Source organism: Mediterraneibacter catenae (assembly GCF_008691045.1).
Classification (GTDB): domain Bacteria; phylum Bacillota; class Clostridia; order Lachnospirales; family Lachnospiraceae; genus Mediterraneibacter; species Mediterraneibacter ornithocaccae.
Window position 1 is genome coordinate 1 of record NZ_VMSO01000029.1, and the last position, 25,732, is coordinate 25,732.

Annotated in this window: 23 protein-coding genes, 1 tRNA gene and 1 pseudogene; 22 read left to right on the forward strand and 3 right to left on the reverse strand. The window is 45.7% G+C overall.

Annotated elements, in window-relative coordinates; genetic code table 11:
* From FNY66_RS15625 to FNY66_RS14040, 6 genes and pseudogenes are all read left to right on the forward strand, one after another.
* Positions 1–223: pseudogene (locus tag FNY66_RS15625) on the forward strand (IS21 family transposase); the annotation flags it as partial.
* Complete coding sequence (locus FNY66_RS14020) at positions 220–1,014, forward strand: ATP-binding protein (RefSeq protein WP_150311548.1); 795 nt, start codon at positions 220–222, stop codon at positions 1,012–1,014. The pseudogene FNY66_RS15625 and the gene FNY66_RS14020, both read left to right, overlap by 4 nt.
* 556 nt (positions 1,015–1,570) lie before the next feature.
* Positions 1,571–2,974 carry a sugar transferase gene (locus tag FNY66_RS14025; RefSeq protein WP_150311549.1) on the forward strand — a complete coding sequence of 468 codons (1,404 nt, stop codon included), beginning with the start codon at positions 1,571–1,573 and terminating at the stop codon, positions 2,972–2,974.
* A gap of 23 nt (positions 2,975–2,997) precedes the next feature.
* Positions 2,998–4,404, forward strand: coding sequence for an LCP family protein (locus FNY66_RS14030; RefSeq protein WP_150311550.1), 1,407 nt, complete (start codon positions 2,998–3,000; stop codon positions 4,402–4,404).
* Positions 4,405–4,540: 136 nt separating this feature from the next.
* Positions 4,541–5,980 (forward strand): cohesin domain-containing protein, encoded by a 1,440-nt coding sequence (locus tag FNY66_RS14035; protein ID WP_150311551.1) that lies wholly within the window; start codon positions 4,541–4,543, stop codon positions 5,978–5,980.
* Positions 5,981–6,138: 158 nt separating this feature from the next.
* A complete protein-coding gene (locus FNY66_RS14040) occupies positions 6,139–7,440 on the forward strand; it encodes a S1C family serine protease (protein WP_150311552.1) in 1,302 nt (433 codons plus the stop codon).
* Positions 7,441–7,518: 78 nt separating this feature from the next.
* On the opposite strand, the gene FNY66_RS14045 is transcribed toward FNY66_RS14040, so the two are convergent.
* From FNY66_RS14045 to FNY66_RS14055, 3 genes are read right to left on the reverse strand one after another with little or no spacing between them, the layout of a single operon-like run.
* Positions 7,519–8,115, reverse strand: coding sequence for a manganese catalase family protein (locus FNY66_RS14045; protein WP_150311553.1), 597 nt, complete (start codon positions 8,113–8,115; stop codon positions 7,519–7,521).
* Positions 8,116–8,118: 3 nt separating this feature from the next.
* Positions 8,119–8,412, reverse strand: a complete 294-nt coding sequence (locus FNY66_RS14050) for a spore coat protein CotJB (protein WP_229409540.1) — start codon at positions 8,410–8,412, stop codon at positions 8,119–8,121.
* Positions 8,409–8,669, reverse strand: a complete 261-nt coding sequence (locus FNY66_RS14055; protein WP_087152156.1) for a spore coat associated protein CotJA — start codon at positions 8,667–8,669, stop codon at positions 8,409–8,411. The genes FNY66_RS14050 and FNY66_RS14055 overlap by 4 nt, the downstream gene beginning before the upstream one ends.
* 213 nt (positions 8,670–8,882) lie before the next feature.
* Between FNY66_RS14055 and FNY66_RS14060 the strand changes: the two genes are divergently transcribed.
* The 16 genes from FNY66_RS14060 (at position 8,883) to sigE (ending at position 25,726) form a co-directional block, all read left to right on the forward strand.
* Positions 8,883–8,957 (forward strand) — tRNA-Pro (locus tag FNY66_RS14060).
* 124 nt (positions 8,958–9,081) lie between these two features.
* Entirely contained in the window at positions 9,082–10,554 is a 1,473-nt protein-coding gene (locus tag FNY66_RS14065; RefSeq protein WP_150311554.1) for an FtsW/RodA/SpoVE family cell cycle protein, read from the forward strand.
* Between the two features lie 201 nt (positions 10,555–10,755).
* A complete protein-coding gene (locus FNY66_RS14070; RefSeq protein ID WP_150311555.1) occupies positions 10,756–11,601 on the forward strand; it encodes a DegV family protein in 846 nt (281 codons plus the stop codon).
* A gap of 109 nt (positions 11,602–11,710) precedes the next feature.
* A complete protein-coding gene (locus tag FNY66_RS14075) occupies positions 11,711–11,962 on the forward strand; it encodes a hypothetical protein (RefSeq protein WP_150311556.1) in 252 nt (83 codons plus the stop codon).
* 249 nt (positions 11,963–12,211) lie between these two features.
* Complete coding sequence (mraZ, locus tag FNY66_RS14080; RefSeq protein ID WP_087152153.1) at positions 12,212–12,649, forward strand: division/cell wall cluster transcriptional repressor MraZ; 438 nt, start codon at positions 12,212–12,214, stop codon at positions 12,647–12,649.
* A gap of 64 nt (positions 12,650–12,713) precedes the next feature.
* Complete coding sequence (gene rsmH / locus FNY66_RS14085) at positions 12,714–13,649, forward strand: 16S rRNA (cytosine(1402)-N(4))-methyltransferase RsmH (protein ID WP_087152152.1); 936 nt, start codon at positions 12,714–12,716, stop codon at positions 13,647–13,649.
* A gap of 83 nt (positions 13,650–13,732) precedes the next feature.
* Positions 13,733–14,275 carry a hypothetical protein gene (locus FNY66_RS14090; protein WP_087152151.1) on the forward strand — a complete coding sequence of 181 codons (543 nt, stop codon included), beginning with the start codon at positions 13,733–13,735 and terminating at the stop codon, positions 14,273–14,275.
* A gap of 40 nt (positions 14,276–14,315) precedes the next feature.
* Entirely contained in the window at positions 14,316–16,331 is a 2,016-nt protein-coding gene (locus tag FNY66_RS14095) for a peptidoglycan D,D-transpeptidase FtsI family protein (protein WP_087152150.1), read from the forward strand.
* A gap of 107 nt (positions 16,332–16,438) precedes the next feature.
* Positions 16,439–18,163 (forward strand): peptidoglycan D,D-transpeptidase FtsI family protein, encoded by a 1,725-nt coding sequence (locus FNY66_RS14100; protein ID WP_087152149.1) that lies wholly within the window; start codon positions 16,439–16,441, stop codon positions 18,161–18,163.
* Between the two features lie 79 nt (positions 18,164–18,242).
* Complete coding sequence (gene mraY, locus FNY66_RS14105; protein WP_087152148.1) at positions 18,243–19,199, forward strand: phospho-N-acetylmuramoyl-pentapeptide-transferase; 957 nt, start codon at positions 18,243–18,245, stop codon at positions 19,197–19,199.
* A 4-nt stretch (positions 19,200–19,203) separates the two neighbouring features.
* On the forward strand, positions 19,204–20,586 hold the full coding sequence (murD, locus tag FNY66_RS14110) for a UDP-N-acetylmuramoyl-L-alanine--D-glutamate ligase (protein ID WP_150311557.1): 1,383 nt from the start codon (positions 19,204–19,206) through the stop codon (positions 20,584–20,586).
* A 14-nt stretch (positions 20,587–20,600) separates the two neighbouring features.
* The gene (ftsW, locus tag FNY66_RS14115; RefSeq protein ID WP_087152146.1) at positions 20,601–21,686 is read left to right on the forward strand and encodes a putative lipid II flippase FtsW; all 1,086 of its coding nucleotides are present in this window, start codon (positions 20,601–20,603) and stop codon (positions 21,684–21,686) included.
* Positions 21,687–21,786: 100 nt separating this feature from the next.
* The gene (locus FNY66_RS14120) at positions 21,787–22,524 is read left to right on the forward strand and encodes a cell division protein FtsQ/DivIB (protein ID WP_087152145.1); all 738 of its coding nucleotides are present in this window, start codon (positions 21,787–21,789) and stop codon (positions 22,522–22,524) included.
* A gap of 285 nt (positions 22,525–22,809) precedes the next feature.
* Complete coding sequence (ftsZ, locus tag FNY66_RS14125) at positions 22,810–23,988, forward strand: cell division protein FtsZ (RefSeq protein ID WP_150311558.1); 1,179 nt, start codon at positions 22,810–22,812, stop codon at positions 23,986–23,988.
* A 182-nt stretch (positions 23,989–24,170) separates the two neighbouring features.
* Entirely contained in the window at positions 24,171–24,956 is a 786-nt protein-coding gene (locus FNY66_RS14130) for a sigma-E processing peptidase SpoIIGA (RefSeq protein WP_150311559.1), read from the forward strand.
* A gap of 29 nt (positions 24,957–24,985) precedes the next feature.
* Complete coding sequence (gene sigE / locus FNY66_RS14135; protein ID WP_150311560.1) at positions 24,986–25,726, forward strand: RNA polymerase sporulation sigma factor SigE; 741 nt, start codon at positions 24,986–24,988, stop codon at positions 25,724–25,726.
* The last annotated feature ends 6 nt before the right edge of the window (positions 25,727–25,732 follow it).

A 25,732-nucleotide genomic window follows, 5' to 3' on the forward strand; every position in this document is an offset into this window, starting at 1 on the left:
ATACGCAGATCAATACAAAGCTGAGCGGATCGAAGAAGCATGCCGGCAGATCCTTTTATTTACTGGAGATCCTTCCATCCGTGGAATCCAGGCCTTGCTGAAATCCCCGGTAAAGAAAGATGGGAAAACAGATCCATCATCCATCCAAAGGACGAATCACCGCCGGAGCCGCGGCTTTACCCGTGGCGCAGAACAGTTCCGGGAAGGAGGCGATGAAAAATGATCGACCTCTCAACCGTCAAAGAACTGCGTGCCCTGAGGCTTCCCGGTATGGCACGGGAATTGGAGTCACAATTGGAAGAACCCCAGCGTTATAAGGCGCTCTCCTTTGAAGACCGTCTGGCGCTTCTCGTAGACGCAGAAAACGTTTCACGCAGGAAGAACACCATCCAGCGCCGGATCCATGAGGCCAGGCTCAGTGAAAGCCAGGCATGTGTGGAAGCGATTGAGTACTATGAAGACCGTGAGCTGGATCAAGGGCTGATCACAAAGCTTGCGACTTGTGCGTATATCCGTGACAACCACCATGTAGTCCTGAAGGGAGCAACAGGTGCAGGAAAATCTTATATCGCAAACGCGCTTGGTGTCGCCGCATGCAGGCAGCTCTATAAGGTCCGCTACGTCCGTATGCCTGATCTGCTGAATGAATACGCGGTTGCCAAAAACCTGAATACACAAAATAAGGTAAAAAAGGCCTATGCCAGGTTTGACCTGCTGATCATTGACGAATGGCTTCTCCGGCCGCTTCCCGAATCGGAAGCCTATGATCTTCTGGAACTGATCGATGCCTGCAGCCGGAAAGGGGCGCTGATCCTCTGTACCCAGTATGACGTAGATGACTGGTATTATCGCATTGACTGTGACCGGGCCGAAGACGAAGGCAGTGCCGTCGCCGAAGGCGTCCTGGACCGCATCATTAACAATAAGTACAGCATTGAGGTCAAGGGCCGCATCTCCATGAGAAAACGCCACGCATTTTCAGATGAAGGAAGCGGGGTGAATGACAATGGCTGATAACACCATCTATGACCTGTTGGATGAGGTCAACTGTGCTGATTCCTGTGAAGCTGTCACCGCACTCTGTGAGTTATGATTATTCCGGGGCTCTTTGAGCCACCTGTTCGGACTTTGAGAGCCACCATTCCGGAGAATGAGAGCCACATATTCCGGTAATTCAGAGCCACATTAGGCTCTATTCATAGATTTCCTTTATACTGTAAGAACAAGTACTCTTTCCTTCGGCATTCGTATAGGATTTTGTGATGTAAAAGGACTCGGAATTTTTTGGTTTAGATGTAGTAACACGCATAGTAATCACCTCTGTAATAATTACACCATATATTACTAAATAATAAAACAAAAAATTTGACAAAAAAATACAGGCTTTATGCGGCCTGTAAGTAATTTTTTAATTATGCAACTGTCAAACTCCCGTGATTTCTACACCATCAATTCCGAAGGTAAATTTACGCTGCCCAAACTCCCGTTAATCCTTGCAATAAAATGTCGATTCGTATATAATGTTACAGGTATATTAAATTTTGTACTATTTTGTTACGGTGGTGGGCAAATGAAAAAGCATTTACACAAATTTGAATCGACGCTCTGGCTTTTGATAAAAACGGTGTTGTATGCATTGCTGCTGGCGACTTTTATTATGGTTCAGAAGCAGGAAAATATTGGTTTGCGCAGGCTGTCCCGTACAATGGGTATTACGATTTTCACTTTCGTGATTGTTGGACTGTTGCTGTTATCGGTGTATGGTACCTATGATGTCGGACGCAGAAAGAGTAAACCGATTATCTATTCCTTATCTCTTGCTGTTATCTGTACAGATGCCATTACGTATCTGCAGGTAATGATTATGAGAGCGAATACCAATATTCATGAATTCAGATTACGGGGAATAGAACTTCTTTTTGTTACGATAGCAATACAGATTATAGTAATCATTGTATTTACCTATGCAGGTAATGCGTTATTTTTTTTGATCCATGAGCCGGAAAAATGCTGTGTGATCACTTCTTCCCAGGAAAGCCTGGATATAATCGCTTATGCGATGGGACGTTTTGAGAAACAGTATAAAATATCGTCAGTATTAGATTACCGCAGTATTGACAGTGAAATTGAGTCACAAATAGAGCATTCAGATACTGTGTTTATGTACGATGTGCCGGCTGAACGAAGAATATTGATTATGAGGCTCTGCTATAAGCATAAGGTAAATGTTTACTTTAACCCGTATCTGGAAGACATAATGGAAGTAAATGCTACGCACTATGTATTGGATGACGTTTATCTGTTCAATAAAAATATTAAGACGCTGACTATGGAACAGCGCATTATGAAACGTCTTTTAGATATTGTCCTCTCACTTATCCTTGGTATCTTAAGTTCTCCTTTCTGGATTTTAGGAGCATTGGCTGTGAAATTATATGATGGAGGACCGGTTCTGTTTAAACAGGAGAGAGCAACAATCCACGGACGCAGGTTCTACGTTTATAAACTTAGGACGATGAAAGAAAATGTTGAGAATTATTCGGCAAAAAAAGATGACGACCGTATTACAAAACCGGGGGAGTTTTTACGAAGAACAAGGATTGATGAGCTTCCTCAACTGCTCAATGTGCTCAAAGGAGATATGACATTTGTCGGTCCGCGTCCTGAAATGATCAAAAATGTCAAGAGTTATACAAAAGAACTTCCGGAGTTCAGGTATCGTTTGCGTGTGAAGGCGGGACTGACAGGATATGCACAAATCGCAGGAAAATATAATACGACTCCCAGAGATAAACTGATCATGGATATGATGTATATCGAACAGTTTAGTATTTTGCGGGATATTCAGTTGATTTTACAGACTGCTGTAGTGCTGCTCCGGTCAGACAGTACGGAAGCGTTTGGCAAAAAGAAAGAGTCACATTATAGATTTGTTCCCGCGAAAGAGCAGAGAAAAGAAGATGTGAAAAGTTAAAACTTATTTTACAGGGGATTATCATGTCAGAAAACGTAAGAAGACGCGGACGCAGACGCTCCTGCACTAAAAAAGGGAACTGGTTTTCAAAGATGAAGATATGGCAGCGAGTACTTTTATGTACTGCAGGCGTGCTTCTTTGTTTTATCTTTGCAGGGGCGGCTTATGTATGTGCAAAATGGAATAAGATCAATACTCAGGATATTCAGGCAGATGATCTTGTGATCAACCAGGAAGTGATGCAGAACCTTGATCTGGGCGAAGGGTACACCAATGTAGCACTTTTTGGTGTCGATTCTCGTGATGGTAATCTGGGGGAAGGGAACCGTACCGATTGTATTATCGTTGCAAGTCTTAACAATAAGACGAAAGAGATCAAAATGGTTTCTGTGTATCGCGACACTCTGCTGGATCTTTCCGACGGGACATATCAGAAATGCAATGCGGCATACAGTTATGGCGGACCTGTTATGGCGATCAATATGCTCAATATGAACCTTGATCTGGACATAGAGGACTATGTGACGGTTGATTTCGGTGCTATAGCAGATGCTATTGATCTGCTGGGCGGTATTGAGATTGATATTCAGGAGGAGGAAATCGCTCCTCTTAACAAATATATCAATGAGACGGCAAGGTCAGCGGGCAAGGAACCGCATCAGGTGGAAGAGAGCGGATTGCAGCTTTTAGACGGAAGCCAGGCAACGACTTATGCCCGTATCCGTTCTACCGCCGGAGGTGATTTTACCCGCACAGAGCGTCAGAGACTGGTTATAGAGAAGATGTTCGAGAAAGCTCTGGAAGCAGACCTTGGAACGATCAATGCAATTATTGATGAAGTTTTTCCGCAAGTATCTACGAGCTTTACTCTTCAGGAAATTCTTACTTATGCTTCAGCTTACAGTGAGTATACACTGGGAGATAATATGGGATTCCCTGCAGATAATACCACAGATACATTATCAGGACTGGGAAGTATTGTCATCCCGCAGGATCTTGTTTCTAATGTGTCAAAGCTGCATGAGTTTCTTTTCGAAACGAATGATTATACACCGTCATCCACTGTACAGACAGTAAATGCGAATATTATCAGTACCGTCGGTTCGGCGGGATCATCCTCCTCATCGTATTCAGATGACTATTACAGCGGTGATTACTATTATGACAATAGCGGTGATTACAGTGATGGCTATGAGGATTATGGCGGCGATTACAATAATGGTTATAGTGACGATTATGATGAGAATCCTGACAGCGGAGATAATGCAGACTCCGGAACCGGAAGCGTGGATACCGGCGGAACCGACAGCGGAAGTGAAGATACTGGCGGGGGAGAAACCGGAGAAGATGCCGGAGGCGGAAGCACTGGAGGAGAAACCGGAGTAGATGCAGGCGGTGAAGCCGGGACGGATACGGGCGGTACGCCCTGAACAGCAGCGTCTAAGTCACAGAAAATGACAATATTCTGGACTTTTCGTTCTAAAGCGTGTATCATATAAAAGGGTAAAATCATGATCTGACTACAGATCATAAGGGAAGTTAATCAAATACAGAAGAGGTAATCGTATGAAAGTATTAAAGAAATTTGCAGGATTGATCCTTGCAGTATGTCTCATGGTTCCCATGATCGGAACAGTAGCTTTTGCGGCAGAAGGTGTACTGATGTTCTCTGATCCGTCTGCCAAGGTAGGAGATAATGTGGACATTGACCTTGTTGTTCAGAGCAGCAGCGGTGAGACTGTCGGCGACGTTGAAGTAAATATGACTTATGATCCGACAGCCCTCGAGTTCGTGAGCGGTGATGGATTTACGGCCGACGGGTCAGGCGCTTTGACTTATACAGGCACCGGAGACGGTGCGGAGCTCAGAAAGACAATGACTTTCCGTGCGCTCAAGACAGGTGAGGCAAAAATCAATGTGAACAGCACGACAGCTTCTCTGGCAAGCGATGAGGCACTGGAACTGCGGGAAGGTTCGTCAACTGTCACTATTGCAGCAGCTGATGACGGTACGACTTCAGTGGAGCCTTCAGGAACTTCAGCAGCAGGTGAGACTACGGATATTGTTGTTACGGTAAATGGGACGGATTATAATTTTTCTGAAGCATTTACGACTAATGATATTCCGGACGGATATTCTGAGACTACAATGACGTTTAACGGAGAAGAGAGAAAATTTGTAGCAAATGAAGCAGGAATTACACTTGGTTATCTTGTAGATGCTTCGGGAGCGGGAAGCTTTTTCATGTTCAATTCCGAAGATGCTACTTTTTCACCGTATATAGAGATAAGTATTTCCGATACTACAAGCATTGTACCGCTGAATAACGCAGAAGCTGTAACACTGCCTGATTCTTACCAGCAGGTAGAACTGACAGTTCAGGATCAGCAGTATCCGGCATGGTCAGATCCGATGAGCCCGAGATATTATGTGATCTATGCACTGAATACCAGGACTGGTGACAGCGCGCTGTATCAGTATGATACCGATGATGGGACTTATCAGTACTTTGTGCAGCCAAATACCGAAACAACAGAAGATTCCGGATCTGCGCTTCCCGGAAGACTTGGACAGCTGATCAGCGATCATATTCTGCTTGTTCTGATTGCCCTTGCGATTGTTATTCTCATCCTGTTTATTTTGATGATAGTATTCCTTGTTAAACTTGTTCATCGAAATCAGGAACTTGATGATTTGTATGATGAGTATGATATTCCTTATGACGATGAAGAAGAGGAAAAAAAGGTTGAGAAAAAGAGCAATAAGAAAAAGAACAGAAAACCTGTAGTTGAAGAGCCGGAAGAGTCTGACGATTACGAAGATGACGACTATGATGATTATGAAGACGATGAAGATGACGATGACTACGAGGACGATGACGACGACTACGACTACGATTATGAAGATGATGACTACGATGACGAAGAGGAAGAGGTGACTACTCGTAAAAAGAAAGGAAACACTTCTTCAGATGATGATTATGATATCAATTTCATAGATCTGTAATTTTAATGGAAGACAGAGACGGCAGCCGAATTTAGGAAACAATATTATCGGTGCAAGAACTGTCTTCCTTTTTTTGATGTTTATTGATCTGCCGAACACATTTTTGTCACAATATAAAGCTATGATATAAAGAAAGACGGCGGAAAGCAGGTAATTTTATGGATAATCAATATAATTATTACAGGCCGGACAAAAATTATCATTGTGCAGGAGAAAATGGCCTTCAGCCGGAATCTGAACCTCCGAAAAAGGGAAAACACAACAAAGGCCCTGCAGCGGCTGCGACAGTTGTGGGTCTTGCAATATTATTCGGAATAGTGTCCAGCGCAGTGTTTCTGGCTTCAAATATTGTAGGGAGAAGAATTCTCGGGCTGGATCGTAGTTCTGATGAAACACAGACATCCGGCAGTGTGGCGGAGAACAATACTTCTCTGTCAACATCTTCCAGTGTTGTGACATCAGACGTATCGGGCGTAGTCGATAAGGTTATGCCGTCCATTGTGTCTATTACGAGTATGTCAGCGGAGGAAGTGCAGAGTTTTTTTGGCAGCACATACCAGAGAGAGAGTGAAGGGGCAGGCACGGGAATCATTATAGGTGAGAATGACACAGAGCTCCTGATCGTGACAAACAACCATGTTGTTGAGGGAAGCGACGCGCTTACAGTTACATTTTCCGATGAGACAAGCGTGGAAGCTGATATTAAAGGAACAGATGAGGCGTATGATGTTGCAGTAATTGCGGTTCCGACAGAATCTGTTTCTTCAGATACGCTTGATTCTGTGACGGTGGCAACGCTGGGAGACTCTACGACACTTAAGGTGGGAGAACCGGCCATCGCAATTGGAAATGCGCTTGGATACGGTCAGTCCGTTACTACAGGGGTGATCAGCGCACTTGACCGTTCAGTTGAAACTTCAGACGGCAGAACCGGGGAATCAAAGGAGAATAAGGTCAGCCTGATCCAGACTGATGCGGCTATAAATGAAGGCAACAGCGGGGGAGCGCTTGTAAATATAAATGGCGAAGTGATCGGAATTAATTCCGCGAAGCTGATCGGTGACAGTGTAGAAGGAATCGGTTATGCGATTCCGATCAGTGATGTTACTAGCCTGATCCAGGGATTGATGAATCAGGAAACAAAAGAAAAAGTGGATGTAAACAACCGTGGAATGATTGGAATTACAGGTATCAGCGTATCGGATGCATTTTCCCAGCAGATTGATCTGCCGTCAGGCGTCTATGTGACGGAAGTTATAGAAGGGGAAGGCGCAGATAAGGCGGGAATGACTCGGGGGTGCATTATTACCGGTATTAACGGCAGCCCTGTTGACAGCATGGATGCGCTTCAGGAAGAACTGGAATATTGTTCAAAGGGAGAGACGGTGACCCTGACAATCCAGATTCCGCAGACAAACGGAGAGTATGAAGAACAGAACGTCGACGTTACTTTGGGCTGAGATGATCAAAGCATCGTAGAATGATTCCGCAGGAAGTCCTGCTTCAGGATTGCCTGCGGAATATAATATATATGACAGTTATTTGTCGAATTCCGGATTGAATGCATAAAAGTTGCGGCTGTCCAGCTTATCCTGGACCAGGCGGAGACTTTCACCGAAACGCTGATAGTGTACGATCTCCCGCTGTCTCAAAAAGCGGATCGGATCACATACTTCCGGGTCTTTGACAAGCCGGAGAATATTGTCGTAAGTCGTCCGCGCTTTCTGTTCTGCAGCAAGGTCTTCATGGAGATCTGTGAGGGGATCCCCTTTTGACTGAAAAACAGTTGATGTCCACGGCATACCGCTGGCAGCCTGAGGCCAGAGAGCTAACGTGTGATCTACGTAGTATGGCGCGAAACCGGATCGCTCGATCTCTTCCGGTGTGAGATCTTTCGTGAGCTGATAGACAATGGCACAGATCATTTCCATATGGGCGAGTTCTTCCGTGCCGATGTCTGTAAGTGTACCGGTCACTTCTTTATAAGGCATTGTGTATCTTTGGGAAAGATACCTCATAGATGCGGCGAGCTCCCCGTCCGGTCCGCCGAACTGCGTTATGATGATCTGGGCAATTTTAGGATTCGTCTGTGTTATTTTTACCGGGTACTGAAGTCTTTTCTCATAATTCCACATAAATCAGCAGCCTCCTTCCTGCCATGGCCATGGCTCATTTATCCAGTTCCATCGTTCTGCGCAGGAATCATCGGCTGTATCGATGGTCAGAGGACCGTATGCTGACGCATACTCTTTCAGTGCCTGATTGCGCCGGCGGCTCATTTCCCTGAAATATTCAAGTGCTTCTGTATCGCAGGGATGTGTATCAAGATACAATTTGACCTCATCTACCGCGAAACTTACCTGATTGATATGGTTCAGCAGCTGCCTGCGGTTCATGTGCCTGTTCATCTGATTAGTCATCTGGTTATTCATCGGCGCATACCTCCTTTTCCCAGAAACGGTTTATCCAGTTCCTTGAAAATGGTTCCGCGTTCCAGACCGCTGCACGGCTCATAGAGATCCTGCCATTTCTGCCATGGAACATAAGCCATGGCAATCGGCATATCGGCGGGAAAATGATCGTGTGTATCCGGACAGCCGCTCACCCTGCTTTGACAGCCGGTCTGCGCGTTCTGCGCAGGCTGGGCGGAACGGCGGGAACAGCGCATGTTATTCTGATAATTTGCCATTTGCGTCGGCTCCTTTCATGATTTAAATAATAACTTTGTATTTAAAATATGAGCCGGGGTAAACAGATGTGACTCAGACGGACTGATCTCTGCACACAGACTGTTTTTGGATATCCTTTCCTTGCCGGATGAACCGTACGACAAGAGCTGCGAAAAGAATGCTGAAAAATTTCTTTACAATTTCTTCTAAATTATATATAATGTATTAGTCGGCGGGGTGTGGCTCAGTTTGGTTAGAGCGCACGGCTGGGGGCCGTGAGGTCGCAGGTTCGAATCCTGTCACCCCGATGTAACAAAAATCATTATTACATGATGTGGCTTATCATAAGGGATCAGATCGGGTGGTACGACTTACCGAAACTGGTTCCTTATCTGTTATAGGCGAGAGTTTAGCGGAAAGTGATGAGGTGTCATGAAAAGCAGGATTGTACGACCGGTTAACCGGCGTGGACAGAATTATAAGAAGAAAAAAAAGAACAGTGTATCCGGCGATACACAGCCGATGCGTCCTGTTGGGCAGAATTACCGGCAAAGTCGGATTTCCGATACGCAGCCTATGGAGCCGGTAAATCCCGGGGGTGGATATAATACATATCGCAGCGCATACCGGGATGCAATCGACCGGAGACGTCAGGTGGTGCGGACTCCTCAGCCGCAGACCGAAAGAAGGCCGGCACGACTGGCAAAGCCGAAGAAGAGCAGTCTTGGTCGTGTGATTTCGGCAGCCAGAAGCAGGACGGCGCAGCAGGAGGACTACTTTGATTATGATCTGCTGCTGGTTATTGTATTCCTGATGTGTTTTGGGCTTGTTATGCTCTACAGCACGAGTGCATATGAAGCGGATGTCGATTTTGGAAATGATCTGTACTATTTCACCCGGCAGGCGCTGATTGCAGGAGTGGGATTTGTGGTCATGTTTGTTGTCTCAAAGATTGATTACCATATCTATGGGGCATTTGCGTTTGAGATTTATATTTTTGCTATGTTTATGATGGCTCTTGTGCAGACGCCTCTGGGATTGGAGTTCAATGGAGCAAGAAGGTGGATTCAGCTCCCGGGCAATCAAACACTGCAGCCGGCGGAGATTACCAAAATTGCAGTGATTCTCTTTATTTCTTACGAGTTGTGCCGCCTTGGAAAAAAAGCCTATACACTGGCGGGAATCATAAGGGTACTTGTATTTGGAGCTATTGCCTCTGGCGGCGTACTGTTTTTGACAGATAACTTAAGTACGGCGATCATTGTTATGGCTATTACATGCATCCTGATCTTTGTTATCCATCCGAAAACAAAGCCGTTTGCAGCTATTGTTGTGGTCGGGGCACTGGCGGCTGCAGTCGGGATTATTGTTCTGTCAGTTATTATTGCAAATACAGATGTGGCGTCCAGTGATAATTTCAGACTCCAGAGAGTTATCTCCTGGCTTAATCCGGAAGCTACGGCTGATACAGGAAGTTATCAGGTCATGCAGGGGCTGTATGCGATTGGAAGCGGCGGTCTGTTTGGCAAGGGGCTGGGTAATAGTACACAGAAGCTGGGAGTAATCCCCGAGGCACAGAATGACATGATTCTTGTTGTAATCTGTGAGGAACTTGGTGTGTTCGGGGCACTACTGATTCTTGTGCTGTTCGGAGTCCTCCTTTACAGGCTTATGTTCATAGCAAATAATGCGCCGGATTTGTATGGCTCTCTGATTGCGACTGGTATATTTGCGCATATCGCACTTCAGGTCATACTTAATATTGCTGTTGTCACAGGATTGCTGCCTACAACAGGAATTACGCTGCCTTTCATCAGTTACGGTGGTACGGCGATTCTGTTTTTGATGGCGGAGATGGGAGTCGCCCTGGGAATTTCACGCCGCATCAGACTGCAGGGAGAATGATGCGGGAAGTACAGGTAAACAGTCCCTGCAAAGGCATAGACAGATCTTTCAATTACCTAATGGCATAATTGCCCCTGAGCTGCAACAAATCACAGAATACCTCTTCCTTTCTGAAAGAATGTATGTTATATTTATATGTGGTATTGAAAACTATGTGTAATGGAAATATAAAATACACATTGCGGCCCGGGAGGTATGATTGTGAATTATAAGATCATTGTAGACAGTTGCGGGGAACTGACATACAGAATGAAGAAGAGCGGAGTATATGAGACAGCCTCGCTCAGCATGGAGGTGGACGGCGATATCATCGTGGATGATGAGAATTTTGATCAGGCGGATTTTCTGCGTCGCGTAGAGGCGAGTCCTGAATGTCCAAAGTCTTCATGTCCATCGCCGGAAAGATATATGGAGCTGTATGGAGGAGATGAAGAAAGGGTTTATGCCGTTACTCTTTCCTCGGAACTGAGCGGTTCATATAATAGTGCGCAGCTCGGAAGAAAGCTCTGGATGGAAGAGCATGGTGAGAGCGGTAAGAAGATTTATGTGTTTAATTCGCGTTCTGCATCGGTCGGAGAGACTTTGATCGGGCTTAAGATACAGGAGTGCGAAGAGAACGGGCTGGGGTTTGAAGAGACGGTCAGCACGGTTGAGACTTATATAGATGAGCAGCATACGTATTTTGTCCTTGAGAATCTCGATACGCTCCGTAAGAATGGACGTCTTACCGGCATTAAGTCTTTTGTAGTGAGCGCTCTTAATATTAAGCCGGTTATGGGGTCTACTCCGGAAGGGACAATCTGTCAATTGGGGCAGGCGAGAGGGATGAAACGTGCGCTTGCAAAGATGGCGGATCAGATTGTCAAAGAAGGGAAGACGACAAAGGACAAGATTCTTGCAATTGCTCACTGTAATTGCCCGGAACGGGCGAGAGAAGTGGAGAGAATGCTTCTTGACAAGATACGGGTGAAAGACAGTTTCATTGTAGATACAGCAGGGATAAGTACAATGTATGCGAACGATGGAGGAATAATTGTTGTACTCTGACAGGGATTGTGGTACACTGTCCTTATTGAGGCCATGGATTGTGTCTGCGCAGTGAACATTGATTGCGGGGCAGGAACGGGCTTTACCGGAAGGAAAGGAGACCTGGAAAATGAGTCAGGAAAAGGTTGACAGATATAAGCAGGAAAAGGCGAACAGAAAGAAAATCATGCGTAAACAGAGAGTCATGAGCATTGTCAGAAAAGGCGTACTTACACTTGCGGCTCTGGCGCTCGTAGCGTGGCTCGGGTATTCGGCTTATGATATGTATGAGTCGGGAAAAGAAAGAGTGGTTGCGGAAGTGAATTATGACGCAGTCACAAATTATCTGAACGGACTATCTGTTGAGGAGACAACAGAATAAAAAATATATGAGGACAAAGCACAACATGTAGGTGGCAAACAGGGATTTGCCACCTACATGTTCTTTTTTTGCCTTTAAATAATGTATTTTCTGAACGGTTTCAGCTCTGAATGCACACAAAAAAATCAAAAAAAGGGGTTGAAAAAGGGGGAGTGGTGGTTTAGAATGGTGTCAAGTGGTAAAGAGTGGTGGCTAGTGGTACAAAGTGGGGAGCGATGTGGAGGCTCACAATAGGAGAAAGGATTCCGGATGTTATTAGGAGAGTTTAACCATAGCATTGATGAAAAGGGAAGACTCATCATCCCGGCGAAGCTGAGGGATGACCTTGGTGACAGTTTTGTCATCTGTAACGGACTGGAAGGCTGCCTCTTCGTATACTCTCAGGAAGAATGGAACAAATTCGTTGCTGAGCTTGAAACCTTACCACGCATGAACAAGGATGCCAGAATCTTTAAGCGTTATTTCTTCGGAAGCGCCTCTGAGGGCAGTTTCGACAAGCAGGGGAGAGTTCTTGTCCCGCCGTCACTCAGAAAAGCAGCGCATCTGGAGAAAGACGTTGTCCTGGTGGGAGTACAGGATCGTGTTGAGATCTGGGACAAGGCACTGTGGGAAGAACGCAGCCAGGTGAGCGAAGAAGATCTGGATGCTATCGCAGAGCGTATGGAATCCATCGGAATCAGAATCTGATTCGAGGCTGCAGAGCGGCTTTGCGAGTAACGCAGGCTGAACTGTTAAGATTTAGGAGGAGATTATGGCATTCAAACACATATCCGTCCTTCTCGAAGAGACTGTGGACGGACTTAATGTCAGACCGGACGGCATTTATGTGGACGCTACGCTGGGGGGCGGCGGCCATGCATATGAGGTGTGCAGCAGGTTAGACGACAAGGGGAGATTTATAGGAATAGACCAGGATGCTGATGCTATAGAGGCAGCAGGAAAGCGACTGGAAGGCTTCGGGGAGAAGGTCACGATAATACGGAGCAATTACCGTGATATGAAGCCGCAGCTCCACAATCTGGGCATTGACAAAGTTGACGGGATTATTCTGGATCTCGGAGTTTCCTCGTATCAGCTTGATACAGCAGACAGAGGGTTTTCATACCGGGTGGATGCACCGCTTGATATGAGGATGGATCAGAGACAGAAGATGACGGCGCGTGACATTGTCAATGGATACAGTGAATCGGAACTTTATCGTGTGATCCGTGATTACGGAGAGGACAAGTTTGCTAAGAATATTGCAAAACATATTGCCGCAGAACGCGAGAAAGCGCCGATCGAGACAACAGAACAGCTGAATGAAATCATACGGCACGCCATACCAATGAAGATCCGGAAGGCGTCCGGGCATCCGTCAAAACGTACATTTCAGGCAATCAGGATTGAATTGAATCACGAATTGGATGTACTTAAAGATTCGCTGGACGATATGATCGATATGCTGAATCCGGGAGGAAGGCTTTGTATTATCACATTTCATTCGCTGGAGGACAGGATTGTGAAAAGTGCATTTCGTAAGAATGAAAATCCATGTACCTGTCCGAGCCATTTCCCTGTATGTGTCTGTGGAAAAGTATCAAAGGGGAAAGTGGTGACAAGGAAACCAATTCTTCCCTCAGAGGAGGAAATGGAGTCCAACAGTCGTTCAAAGAGTGCAAAACTTAGGATTTTTGAACGTGTATAAGCAACAGGGAGTAGTTATAATATATGTTCTGAAGGGAAGGGGAGAGCCTGGAAGGACGAAAGCAGGGAAAGGGGCAGTTCGCCATGGCAGCAGGGTACAACGCATACAACAATAGAAGATCTGATTACAGGGGAAGAAATCAGAGACCGTTTTATGTGTACGGAAATACTGTGTGCCAGGCGGAGCCTGTTCCGGCCCGAAGACCGAAAGCACGTCCGACAGAGCCTAAGAGGACGAGCCGTCAGGTCGTGAAAAACAGGAACAGGGCTATGAGCATAAGTCCTGCATATGCTGTTTTTCTTACAATAGCTGCAGTATGCGCAGTGTTTGTCTGTGTGCTGTATTTAAGCCTGCAGTCAGAAGTGGTGAACAGATCTGAAAACGTAACAGCGTTACAGGAAGAACTTGCCACGCTTACAGAGGAAAATGACACCAGATACAATGCGGCTGCAGATTCGGTTAATCTTGAGGAAGTTCGAGACAAGGCCATGAATGAAATGGGGATGGTGTATGCCTCCGAGGGAACAGTAGTAGAATACGAAAGAACATCCGGCGATTATGTCAGACAGTATAGTGATATTCCGGAGGATGGAGTGCTTGCAAAATCTGACGATGCATCCCGGTAGCGTATTCAGATATTACAGACTACAGTAAGGAAATTATGATATGGCTGGAAGAAACAGAAAAAGAAACAGGTTTAAGTTCTTGACAAAAAAATTCCCGATCAGAATGCAACGAAAGCTGGTAATGCTATTTATGGCAGTAATACTGGCTTTTGTTGTTCTTATAGGGCGGATCACATGGATCAATGCTTCACGGGGAAGCAGCTACACAAAAGTGGTGCTTGACCAGCAGAACTATGACAGCAGAGTGATAGCATATAAGCGCGGAGATATTGTAGATCGAAACGGCACAAAGCTGGCGACCAGTGAGAGGGTTTATAATGTGATTCTTGATGTAGCTGCAATGACGGACAATGGTGAGAAAGATGACTATATCGAGCCGACGAAAGCAGTTCTGAAAGAATGCTTTGGCATTGAAGAAAGTGTAGTAGATGCGCTGATTGAGGAAAAACCTACAAGCCAGTATGAGATCCTGGCGACAGAGGTTGACTATGAGACAGCGCAGAAGTTTAACAAGATTGATGATGATGATAAAAATTATCCGAATGTCAGGGGAATCTGGCTGGAAGATGATTATACAAGAACATATCCGTACAACAGTATGGCAAGCGATGTCATCGGCTTCGTTTATGATGGAAATCAGGGCGCAATTGGAATCGAAAATGCCTACAATGATATTCTGAATGGTACTGACGGAAGAGAATACGGATATTTTGACACGGAATCTTCTCTGGAGCGCACGGTAAAGCCTGCTAAAAATGGAAATACTGTAGTATCTACCATAGATATTACATTGCAGAGCATCGTTGAAAAAGCAATTTTGGATTTTAACCAGGAATATGCGGGGGACGGTGAGCCAGGCAGTAAAAATACAGCAGTTATTATGATGGATCCGAACTCGGGAGAAATTCTTGCAGAAGCGTCTTATCCGAACTTTGATCTGAATGATCCGAGAAATCTTACCGCTCTTTATTCTGATCAGGAGTGGGATGATATGAGTGAGGAAGAACAGGTCTCGGCAATGAATGATCTCTGGAGAAACTTTTGCGTCAGTGATGCATATGAGCCGGGATCTACGATAAAACCGTTTACTGTGGCGGCAGCGCTTGAGTCGGGTACTCTTAAAGGCAATGAAACATTTTATTGCGGCGGGTCCAAAAATGTCCTGGGGACGGATATCAACTGTGCACACAGGGACGGTCATGGGACACAGACTGTACAGGATTCCATTGCTAATTCCTGTAATGTTGCGCTAATGGACATAGCGCTGGATCTGGGAGCAGATGATTTTACGCGATATCAGAATATTTTCGGCTTTGGGGAGTACACAGGTATTGACCTTCCGGGAGAAGCGGAGACATCGGGCCTCCTTTACACTGCGGAAAATATGACGGATATCGATCTGGCAACTAACTCTTTCGGTCAGAACTTCAATGTGACTATGACGCAGCTTGTATCTGCATTCTGTTCTCTGGTTAACGGGGGATACTATTATGAGCCTCATATCGTAAAACAAATTCAGGATGAAGACGGCAGTGTGATCGAGACCAAAGATCCCGTATTGCTCCGAAAGACAGTATCATCAGAGACATCGCAGATGCTGCGGACATACATGAAGGCTACGTTGGATTACGGTTCCGGACAGGGGGCGCAGGTAGAAGGATATGATATCGGAGGAAAGACAGGGACGGCAGAGAAACTTCCAAGAGGAAACGGAAATTACCTCCTTTCCTTTATCGGATTTGCCCCGGTTGATAATCCTGAAATTGTGATATATGTTGTTGTGGATGAGCCGAATACAGATGCACAGGCAGACAGCGGTTATGCACAGAGAATTGCCAAAGCGATCATGGAAGAAGCGTTCCCCTACCTGGGAATTACCACTATCAATGAGAGCGGAGAAGAAACAAAGACAGAAGGAACAAGTGTAGAACAGACGGAATATACGGATTACGATGAAAATTATGAAGAAACGTATGACAATCCGGATGGTTCCTATATAGACGAAGATTATGACCCGGACCTGGATGACTGGGCGGCAGGTGACACTTCCGAGTAGAACCGACGACAGGAAAACAGGCGGAAAGACGATACGGAAGAATCAGGAATAACCCTGCAGAAGATGTAATAAGCTTTAACAACATCTTTTGCAGGGTTATTTATAGTATGAAGAACAAAACATATAATAAGAAAAAGATACTGGTCGTATTTATATGTGCGGGGGTGATCCTGTGCGCACTTATCGGAAGGCTTGTCTGGCTTATGATCTTTGATGCGGAATATTACCAGGAACTGGCGCAGGATCTTCATGAGCGGGAACGTGAGATCAAGGCGGCCAGAGGGGAGATCGTAGACCGTAATGGTGTTGTTCTGGCGACGAACCGGACAGTGTGTACGATCTCGGTCATCCACAGTCAGATTGAAGATGCAGATCGGGTGACGGAGGTCCTGAGTTCGGAGCTTGAGCTGGAAGAGAGTGAAGTGAGGGAGAAGGTCGAGAAAGTATCTTCCATGGAGAAGATTAAGACAAATGTGGACAAGGAAATCGGCGACAGGATCCGCGGGTATGATCTGGCAGGGGTAAAGGTCGACGAGGATTATAAACGATATTATCCGTTTGATGATCTGGCCTCAAGAGTGCTTGGTTTCACAGGAGCTGACAATCAGGGGATCATCGGCCTGGAAGTCAAATATGAAGAATATCTGAAAGGAACCAACGGGACCATCCTGACTGTGACAGACGCCCGCGGTGTTGAGCTGGACGGCGTGGCGGAGGACCGGATTGAACCGGTAGCCGGAGAGACACTGCAGGTTAGCCTGGACTATAATATACAGGCGTACTGCCAGCAGGCCGCTGAAAATGTCATGGAAGAAAAGCAGGCAGAGGCGGTCTCCATACTGTTAATGAATCCACAGAACGGCGAAATCTATGCTATGGTCAATGTGCCGGAATTTGACCTGAATTCTCCATACGAGCTGAATACAGGTGTGGATTCGGCCACGCTGTCAGATGAAGAACTCCAGGAGCAGCTGAACCAGATGTGGAGAAACCGTTGCATCAATGATACGTATGAGCCCGGTTCGACTTTTAAAATTATTACTGCATCTGCCTGTCTGGAAGAAGGGGTTGTTTCTCTGGACGATACATTTGTATGCCCGGGATATCGCATCGTGGAGGATCGGAAGATCCGCTGTCATAAAGTAGGCGGTCATGGGCAGGAGACATTTGTGGAGGGAATTCAGAATTCCTGCAATCCGGTGTTCATGGATATCGGACTCCGGCTGGGAGCAGACCGGTTCTATGACTATTTTGAGGAATTTGGACTTTTGAAACTGACAAATGTGGATCTTCCGGGTGAGGCTGGAACAATCATGCATAAAAAGGAGGATATCGGAACAGTAGAGCTGGCTACGATGACCTTCGGACAGTCGTTTCAGGTGACGCCGATCCAGATGGCTGTAACAGTGAGTTCGATCATCAACGGAGGAACACGGGTGACACCTCATGTCGGGACTGCGGTACTTGATGAGAAGGGAAAAACAGTGAAGGAATTTGATTACGATACAGAGAAAGGAATCGTATCAGAGAAAACTTCCGAGACGATGCAGATGCTCCTGGAGAGTGTTGTATCTGAGGGCTCGGGAAAAAATGCGTATATAGAAGGGTATTCTATCGGAGGCAAGACTGCTACCTCCCAGACGCTGCCCAGAAGTGCGAATAAATACATTTCGTCTTTTATAGGATTTGCTCCCGCAGACGCCCCTCAGATTCTGGGAATCGTCATCATTCATGACCCACAGGGAGTGTATTACGGAGGGACGATTGCAGCACCTGTTCTGAGAGATATTTATGATAATGTGCTGCCGTATCTCGGGATTGAAAAAAGCTAAGTGATGGTATATACTAAATAAGATGTTCGAAAAGAGGGGAGACCCCTGTGTGAAACGAAAGAGATGAAGAGGTGGATTTATGAGTAGTCATGTAGTGCTTCCGGTGCTGATAGCATTCGCTGTAAGCCTTGTGCTGGGACCGGTAGTCATTCCTTTTTTGAGAAAACTGAAGATGAAGCAGACAGAGCGTGTGGACGGTGTCCAGTCACACCTGAAGAAGGCAGGTACGCCTACAATGGGCGGCATTATTATTCTGATAGCAGTTATTGTGACTTCGCTGTTTTATGTTCGCGATTATCCCAGGATCATTCCGATTCTGTTTCTGACGGTCGCGTTTGGCCTGATTGGATTTTTGGATGATTATCTGAAAGTTGTACTTAAGCGTTCTGACGGTCTGCTTCCGATGCAGAAGATGGCATTGCAGATTGTGGTCACTGCCATATTTGCATTTTATCTGGTGCAGGTGGCTGAAGTGCCTCTTACAATGCTTGTGCCGTTTTCCGGCGGCTACTACTGGGATATCGGATGGCTGGCGGTCCCGGTGTTGTTTGTCGCCGTGATAGGCACTGTCAATGGGACTAACTTTACGGACGGACTTGACGGACTGGCTTCCAGCGTGACGGTTCTTGTAGCTACGTTTTTTACTGTCGTTGCCATCGGCACAGAGAGTGGAGTAGAGCCGATCACCTGTGCAGTGGTGGGAGCATTGCTGGGATTTCTTCTGTTCAATGTTTATCCGGCCAGTGTGTTCATGGGAGATACGGGATCCCTCGCTCTGGGCGGATTTGTCGCAGGAACGGCTTACATGCTGCAGATGCCGCTGTTTATCATTATTGTAGGATTTATCTATCTGGTAGAAGTAGCATCTGTTATCATTCAGGTTACTTATTTTAAGAAGACCGGCGGGAAACGTATCTTTAAAATGGCGCCGATTCATCATCATTTTGAACTTTGCGGATGGTCGGAGACGCGAGTGGTGGCAGTGTTTTCTGTCATTACCGCACTGCTCTGCCTGATCGCTCTGATGGGGGTATAGTACAATGGATTTAAAAGGCAAAAAGGTACTTGTATTTGGCTCGGGTATCAGCGGAGAGGCTGCTGCGGGGCTTTTGTTCTGCAATGGTGCGGATGTTGTACTTTACGATGGCAATGAGAAGCTGGATGCAGGCAGAATAAAGGACGAGATACTGCAGGAGGGTCGGAGCAAAGCGCCGGAGGAAACGCACGGAACAGTCAGTGTGGTGCTTGGAGATTTCCCGGAGGCGCTGCTCGGTGAGCTGGATCTGACAGTGATGAGCCCGGGGGTGCCTACAGATCTTCCGATCGTGGAGAAAATGAAAGCTAAGGATATACCGGTCTGGGGTGAGATCGAACTTGCCTATGCGTGCGGAAAAGGTGATGTCCTTGCAATTACGGGTACGAACGGAAAGACAACGACTACGTCACTGCTCGGGCAGATCATGAAGAATTATAAAGAGAGTGTATTTGTCGTGGGAAATATCGGTAATCCGTATACAAGCGTTGTACAGGATACAGAAGAGGATTCTGTTATTGTTGCTGAAATGAGCAGCTTTCAGCTTGAGACAGTGCACAGGTTCCGGCCGAGAGTAAGTGCGATCCTCAATATCACACCGGATCATCTGAACCGGCATCACACGATGGAAGCGTATATCGCAGCGAAAGAACGGATTGCAGAAAATCAGATGGCAGATGATTTCTGCGTGCTCAACTATGAAGATGAGGTCCTGCGTGAATTCGGAGAAAAGGTGGGCGCACAGGTTCTATATTTCAGCAGCCGGCGTAAACTTAACAGAGGCGTATATTTAGACGGCAAAACAATTATCTGCCACTTTGATGAGCCGGTTCCCGTCTGCGACACGGACGAACTGCAGATCCTTGGCACGCATAATTATGAAAATGCGATGGCTGCCGTGGCAATGGCTTATGCATATGGTGTTCCAATCAATGTGATCAGAGAGACGCTTAAGTGTTTTGCCGGAGTAGAGCACAGAATCGAATTTGTGGCCGAAAAGAACGGCGTCGCTTATTATAATGATTCAAAAGGAACAAATCCGGATGCTGCGATCAGGGGGATTCAGGCGATGAACCGGCCAACCGTACTGATCGGCGGAGGATACGATAAAGAGTCGTCTTACGATGAATGGATCCGTGCATTTGGCGGTAAGGTGAAAAAACTGGTGCTGATCGGAGCAACCCGCGAGAAAATTGCGGAAACTGCAAGACGGCTAGGTTTTAATGATATCGTGATGGCGGATTCTTTTGAAGAAGCCTTTGAGAGATGCGTGGAATATGCACAGCCTGGAGATGCGGTGCTTCTCTCACCTGCATGTGCGAGCTGGGGAATGTTTAAAAATTATGAGGAACGCGGAGATAAATTCAAACAACTTGTAGAACAACTGTAAGGGGTGGAATTTGATTGGAGCGTTCCAGTGGGAAGAGACGTTATGACGAGACACTGTTGGCTGTAGTAATCATTCTTATTGCAATAGGACTTGTGATGCTGTACAGCACAAGTTCTTATAATGGTGAGGTAAAGTTTCATGATCCTTTTTACTACCTGAAAAAACAGGGGTTTGCCACGTTTGTCGGATTTCTCGGAATGGTGATCGTATCAAGAGTGGACTATCACCGGTGGGCAGTACTTGCGATACCGGGTTATCTGACGGCGATTGCTCTTTCAGTGGCGGTCATGTTCTTCGGAGATGAATATAATGGGTCCAAAAGATGGCTGTCTTTGGGCCCTGTTTCTTTTCAGCCGTCCGAATTTGCCAAAGTAGCGGTCATCCTGTTTCTTGCATGGTCTGTGACAAAGTATGCAAAAAAGATGGATAAATTCAGGACTCTGGTGCTCGCGATGCTCCCGGTTCTGCCGATAGCAGCACTTGTAGGGGCCAGTAATTTAAGTACGGCGATTATTATTCTTGGTATTGCTGTGGTACTGATTTTTGTAGCCAGCCCGAAGTATTCTCAGTTTATCTGGATGGGAAGTGCAGCAGTCGCTTTTATGGCCGTGTTTCTGGCAATGGAGAGTTATCGTCTTGAAAGAATTGCAATCTGGCGCAACCCGGAGCAGTATGAGAAAGGGTATCAGACACTTCAGGGACTGTATGCTATCGGAAGCGGCGGTCTCTTCGGAAGAGGTCTGGGAAATAGTGTACAGAAGCTGGGATTCCTGCCGGAGGCACAGAATGACATGATTTTCTCCATTATCTGTGAGGAACTGGGACTTGTGGGGGCGGGAATCATCATTCTGCTGTTTTTTCTTCTGATATGGCGTTTCTTTGTGATTGCGACAAAAGCACCGGATCTGCTGGGGGCTCTTATTGCTTCCGGTGCAATGGCACATATGATGATACAGGTAATCCTGAACATTGCTGTCGTTACTAACTCAATTCCCAATACAGGTATTACGCTTCCGTTCATTAGTTATGGAGGGACCTCTGTTTTGTTCCTTCTGCTGGAAATGGGACTTGTGCTCAGTGTGTCAGGTCTGATAGAATGAGACATAATCGACAGCCGCACATGAAAACGCAGAAGCATTTTTGTTGCATAGAGACGGATGAAAGTATGGGACACTCTGAAATACAAAGGAGGCATATAGGATGAAAAAGAAGAAGCGCAGAAAAAAATGGCCTGTCGTAGTTGGTATATTGATGGGGTTGTTTATATTAGCGGCAGGGGCTGTGGTCCTGTTCCGGACACGTACGGTGGAAGTGGAAGGAAATTCGATCTACAGTGAAAATACTATTGCTACATGGGTTCAGAAGGATAAGTTGTCAGTAAATACATTGTATCTGCTGGTTAAATATAATTTCCTTGATTCAGAATTACCGGTCGGTGTCGAGCAGATGGATGTATCGCTGAAAAATCCATGGACTGTTCATGTGAAAGTTGAAGAAAAAGAACTGGCAGGATATGTGGACTGTTCTGGCACATATCTGTATTTTGACCAGAACGGGATTGCCGTTTTGAAAACAAAGAAGCAGATTGAAGACGCTCCATACATTGAGGGGCTGACTTTTGATGAGTCTGATGTAGAGATCGGCAAGACGCTGCCGGTTGAGGATGACAGTATTTTCGGGAAGATAGTTGATGCCTCAAGGTATCTTAAGAAATACAGTCTTGCACCCGACAGGATTTCCTGTGTGGAAGGGGATGTCAGGCTTTATTTTGGAATCGTCGAAGTGCTTCTCGGTGACGGCGGCTATGAAGAGAAACTTCAGCAGGTAGAGCCAATTCTGGACAAACTGGCGGAATTGTATCCGAAAACAGCAGGCACACTGCATTTGGAAAATTATGATTCTGCATCAGATGCTATTTCGTTTGTACCGGCCGGGTAACGGACTGCTGCTATGCAAGCTCGATCGAGCTGTGCGCCAGCTTGTTGCGGCGGAGTGCCGTATACGTACTTACGCATACTCCCTGTCATAAGCGGGCTTGACCGGAGGATATACATAATCCGTGCATGGCCGGATAGTATTGAAAATAGTATAAAAAATCAGAAAAATAGGAAAAAATCTATTGATTATTTGCGGAAAAGACTTTATTATATACTTATTGGATTGTAAGGTTCAATATAAAGGGATGTATAAGAAATTAATAAGACGACAAAGGAGGAAATACTCTTGTTAGAAATTAAGACCAATGAATCAGAAGCGGCCGCAAGAATAATTGTTGTCGGAGTAGGCGGCGGCGGAAATAACGCTGTGAACCGCATGATTGACGAACAGATTGCGGGTGTTGAATTTATCGCAGTAAATACAGATAAGCAGGCGTTGCAGCTCTGTAAAGCACCGACTCTCATGCAGATTGGTGAGAAGCTTACAAAAGGACTTGGTGCAGGAGCACAGCCTGAGGTAGGAGAAAAAGCAGCAGAAGAAAGTTCTGAAGAAATTTCGGCAGCTCTCAAAGGTGCGGATATGGTATTCGTTACTTGTGGTATGGGCGGCGGAACAGGTACAGGAGCAGCTCCGGTAATTGCGCGTATTGCCAAAGAGCAGGGAGCCCTGACCGTAGGTGTCGTTACAAAGCCGTTCCGTTTTGAATCAAAGACGAGAATGCAGAATGCGCTGACCGGTATTGATAAATTAAAAGAAAATGTTGATACGATCATTGTTATCCCGAATGATAAGCTTCTTGAAGTAGTTGACAGACGTACAACAATGCCTGAGGCGCTCAAGAAAGCAGATGAAGTGTTACAGCAGGGTATTCAGGGTATTACAGACCTGATCAATGTACCGTCTCTGATCAACCTGGATTTCGCAGATATTCAGACCGTTATGAAGGACAAGGGTATTGCACATATTGGTATCGGTTCCGGCCGCGGTGATGATAAAGCTCTTGAGGCAACAAAAGAGGCGGTTGCAAGTCCGCTGCTTGAGACAACGATTCAGGGTGCTTCCAATGTCATTGTCAACGTATCCGGTGATATTACTCTCATGGATGCTTCTGATGCAGCAGATTATGTACAGGAGCTTGCAGGAGAGAGCGCAAGTATCATCTTTGGTGCTATGTATGACGATACAAAGTCTGATGAATGTACAATCACCGTTATTGCGACAGGCTTACATAATGTGGGCGGCAGTGCTTCCAAGTTAAAGGCAAGACTGGAAGGTCAGCAGAAAGTGGGTTCTATTCTGCCAAATGGTGAGTCACCGGTGAGAAGCCGTCTTGACGGTGAGAAGAGAACTGCGGGTACTGCAACAAGACCGCAGGGTGGTACAATGCCGACACTTCAGCCGAGAACACCATCCAGCAATGTAAAAGAACAGTCTATTAAGATTCCGGATTTCTTTAAGAAATAGGACAAAATAAGGTATAACGAAGACTCTGTGGGATTAGTTCACACAGAGTCTTCTTGCATTTCTTGCGATTCTATATCTGTCGAAATATATTTTTATGCATCTGTCATCATCTGACAAATTTCATTCTTGAACAGGGGATATAATGAATTCCGGATCGTTACCGGAGGGAAAGAAGGTGAGACATGTACTATGAATTGTACATAGATGTGTTTTTTCTGGAAAATTTCATGCTGGACAGTCTTATCCTTCTGATATTGAACCGCATAATGAATAACGGACGGCCATATGTCCGTCCCGTTTTCGGGGGCATTCTGGGCAGTTTTTTGACATGCCTGGTAATTATCATACCACTTCCGTCTGTGATCAGGATCATTCTTTTTCATACGACAGTAAACAGTGTAATGCTATGTGCGGGGGTGAAGATAACCCGACCGACACAATTTGTGCAGGCTTTTTTGCTGCTGTATGTGGTTTCAGCTGTGTTGGGAGGAACCATGCAGATATTTCGCCCGTATATGCGTTATGTCAGTTTGTTTTATACCATTGCTGTCGCAGCCGGTGTGTTGTTTTTGCAAATATGGAAGCTTGTCTCTCATATGCACAGGCAGAAGAACAGAATTCTGAGAGTGACTCTATACACGGATCATGGAGAAAAACAGGTGAACGCACTTTTCGATACCGGAAATGAGCTGAGAGACTGGTATACAGGTGAACCGGTGAATATTATAGATCCTGAAACTGCAGCAGTAATATCAGAGCGCGTTGAATCAGAAAATGGCTTCCGCCTTGTTCCTTACCGGTGTGTCAGCGGCGAGGCATTGATGAAGGTTTTCCGTGTGAAGAAGATGTGTGTTCATATGGGAGATGACAGATGGGTAGAGAAGCCTCTGCTGGGAATAGGAGAAGAAGGCCTGTCCGGTAACCGAGAGTATGAGATGATCCTGAATCCGGCGATTTTTTCCGGATAAAATCAAATATAGTATTAGGAGGAGACTGGATGTTAGTAAATGCAGCAATTCCGCATCAATTCCAAATGCGGATAATTCCGGATATCAGAACGTTGATATTCGGCAGCGGGAAAGAAATCCATTATATAGGCGGTGCAGAGGTTCTTCCACCTCCGCTGGAAGGTGTACAGGAGAGGGAGATGATCAGCTGCCTCGGAACTGATAAAGATGAGACAGCTAAGAAAACACTTATAGAGCATAATCTTAGACTTGTTGTATATATTGCCAAGAAGTTTGATAATACAGGAGTCGGAGTGGAGGATCTGATATCTATAGGTACCATAGGTCTGATCAAAGCAATTAATACATTTAATCCGACAAAGAAAATAAAGTTAGCTACTTATGCGTCGCGCTGTATAGAAAATGAGATTCTGATGTATCTCAGACGCAACAGCAAGACAAAGCTGGAAGTGTCCATTGATGAACCGCTCAATGTGGATTGGGATGGAAATGAATTACTTTTGTCGGACATATTAGGAACAGATGAAGATACAATTTACCGGGATCTGGAGAATGAAGTTGAGAGAAAACTGCTTATCCGGGCACTCAACAAACTGTCGAACAGAGAAAAAATGATTGTGAAAATGCGCTTTGGGCTGGATAATCCTGAAGGAAGAGAAAAAACCCAGAAAGAAGTAGCTGATCTGCTTGGAATCTCACAGTCCTATATTTCCAGGCTGGAAAAAAAGATTATGCAGAGGCTAAAGCGGGAAATGGTAAGGTACGAGTAAGATAAC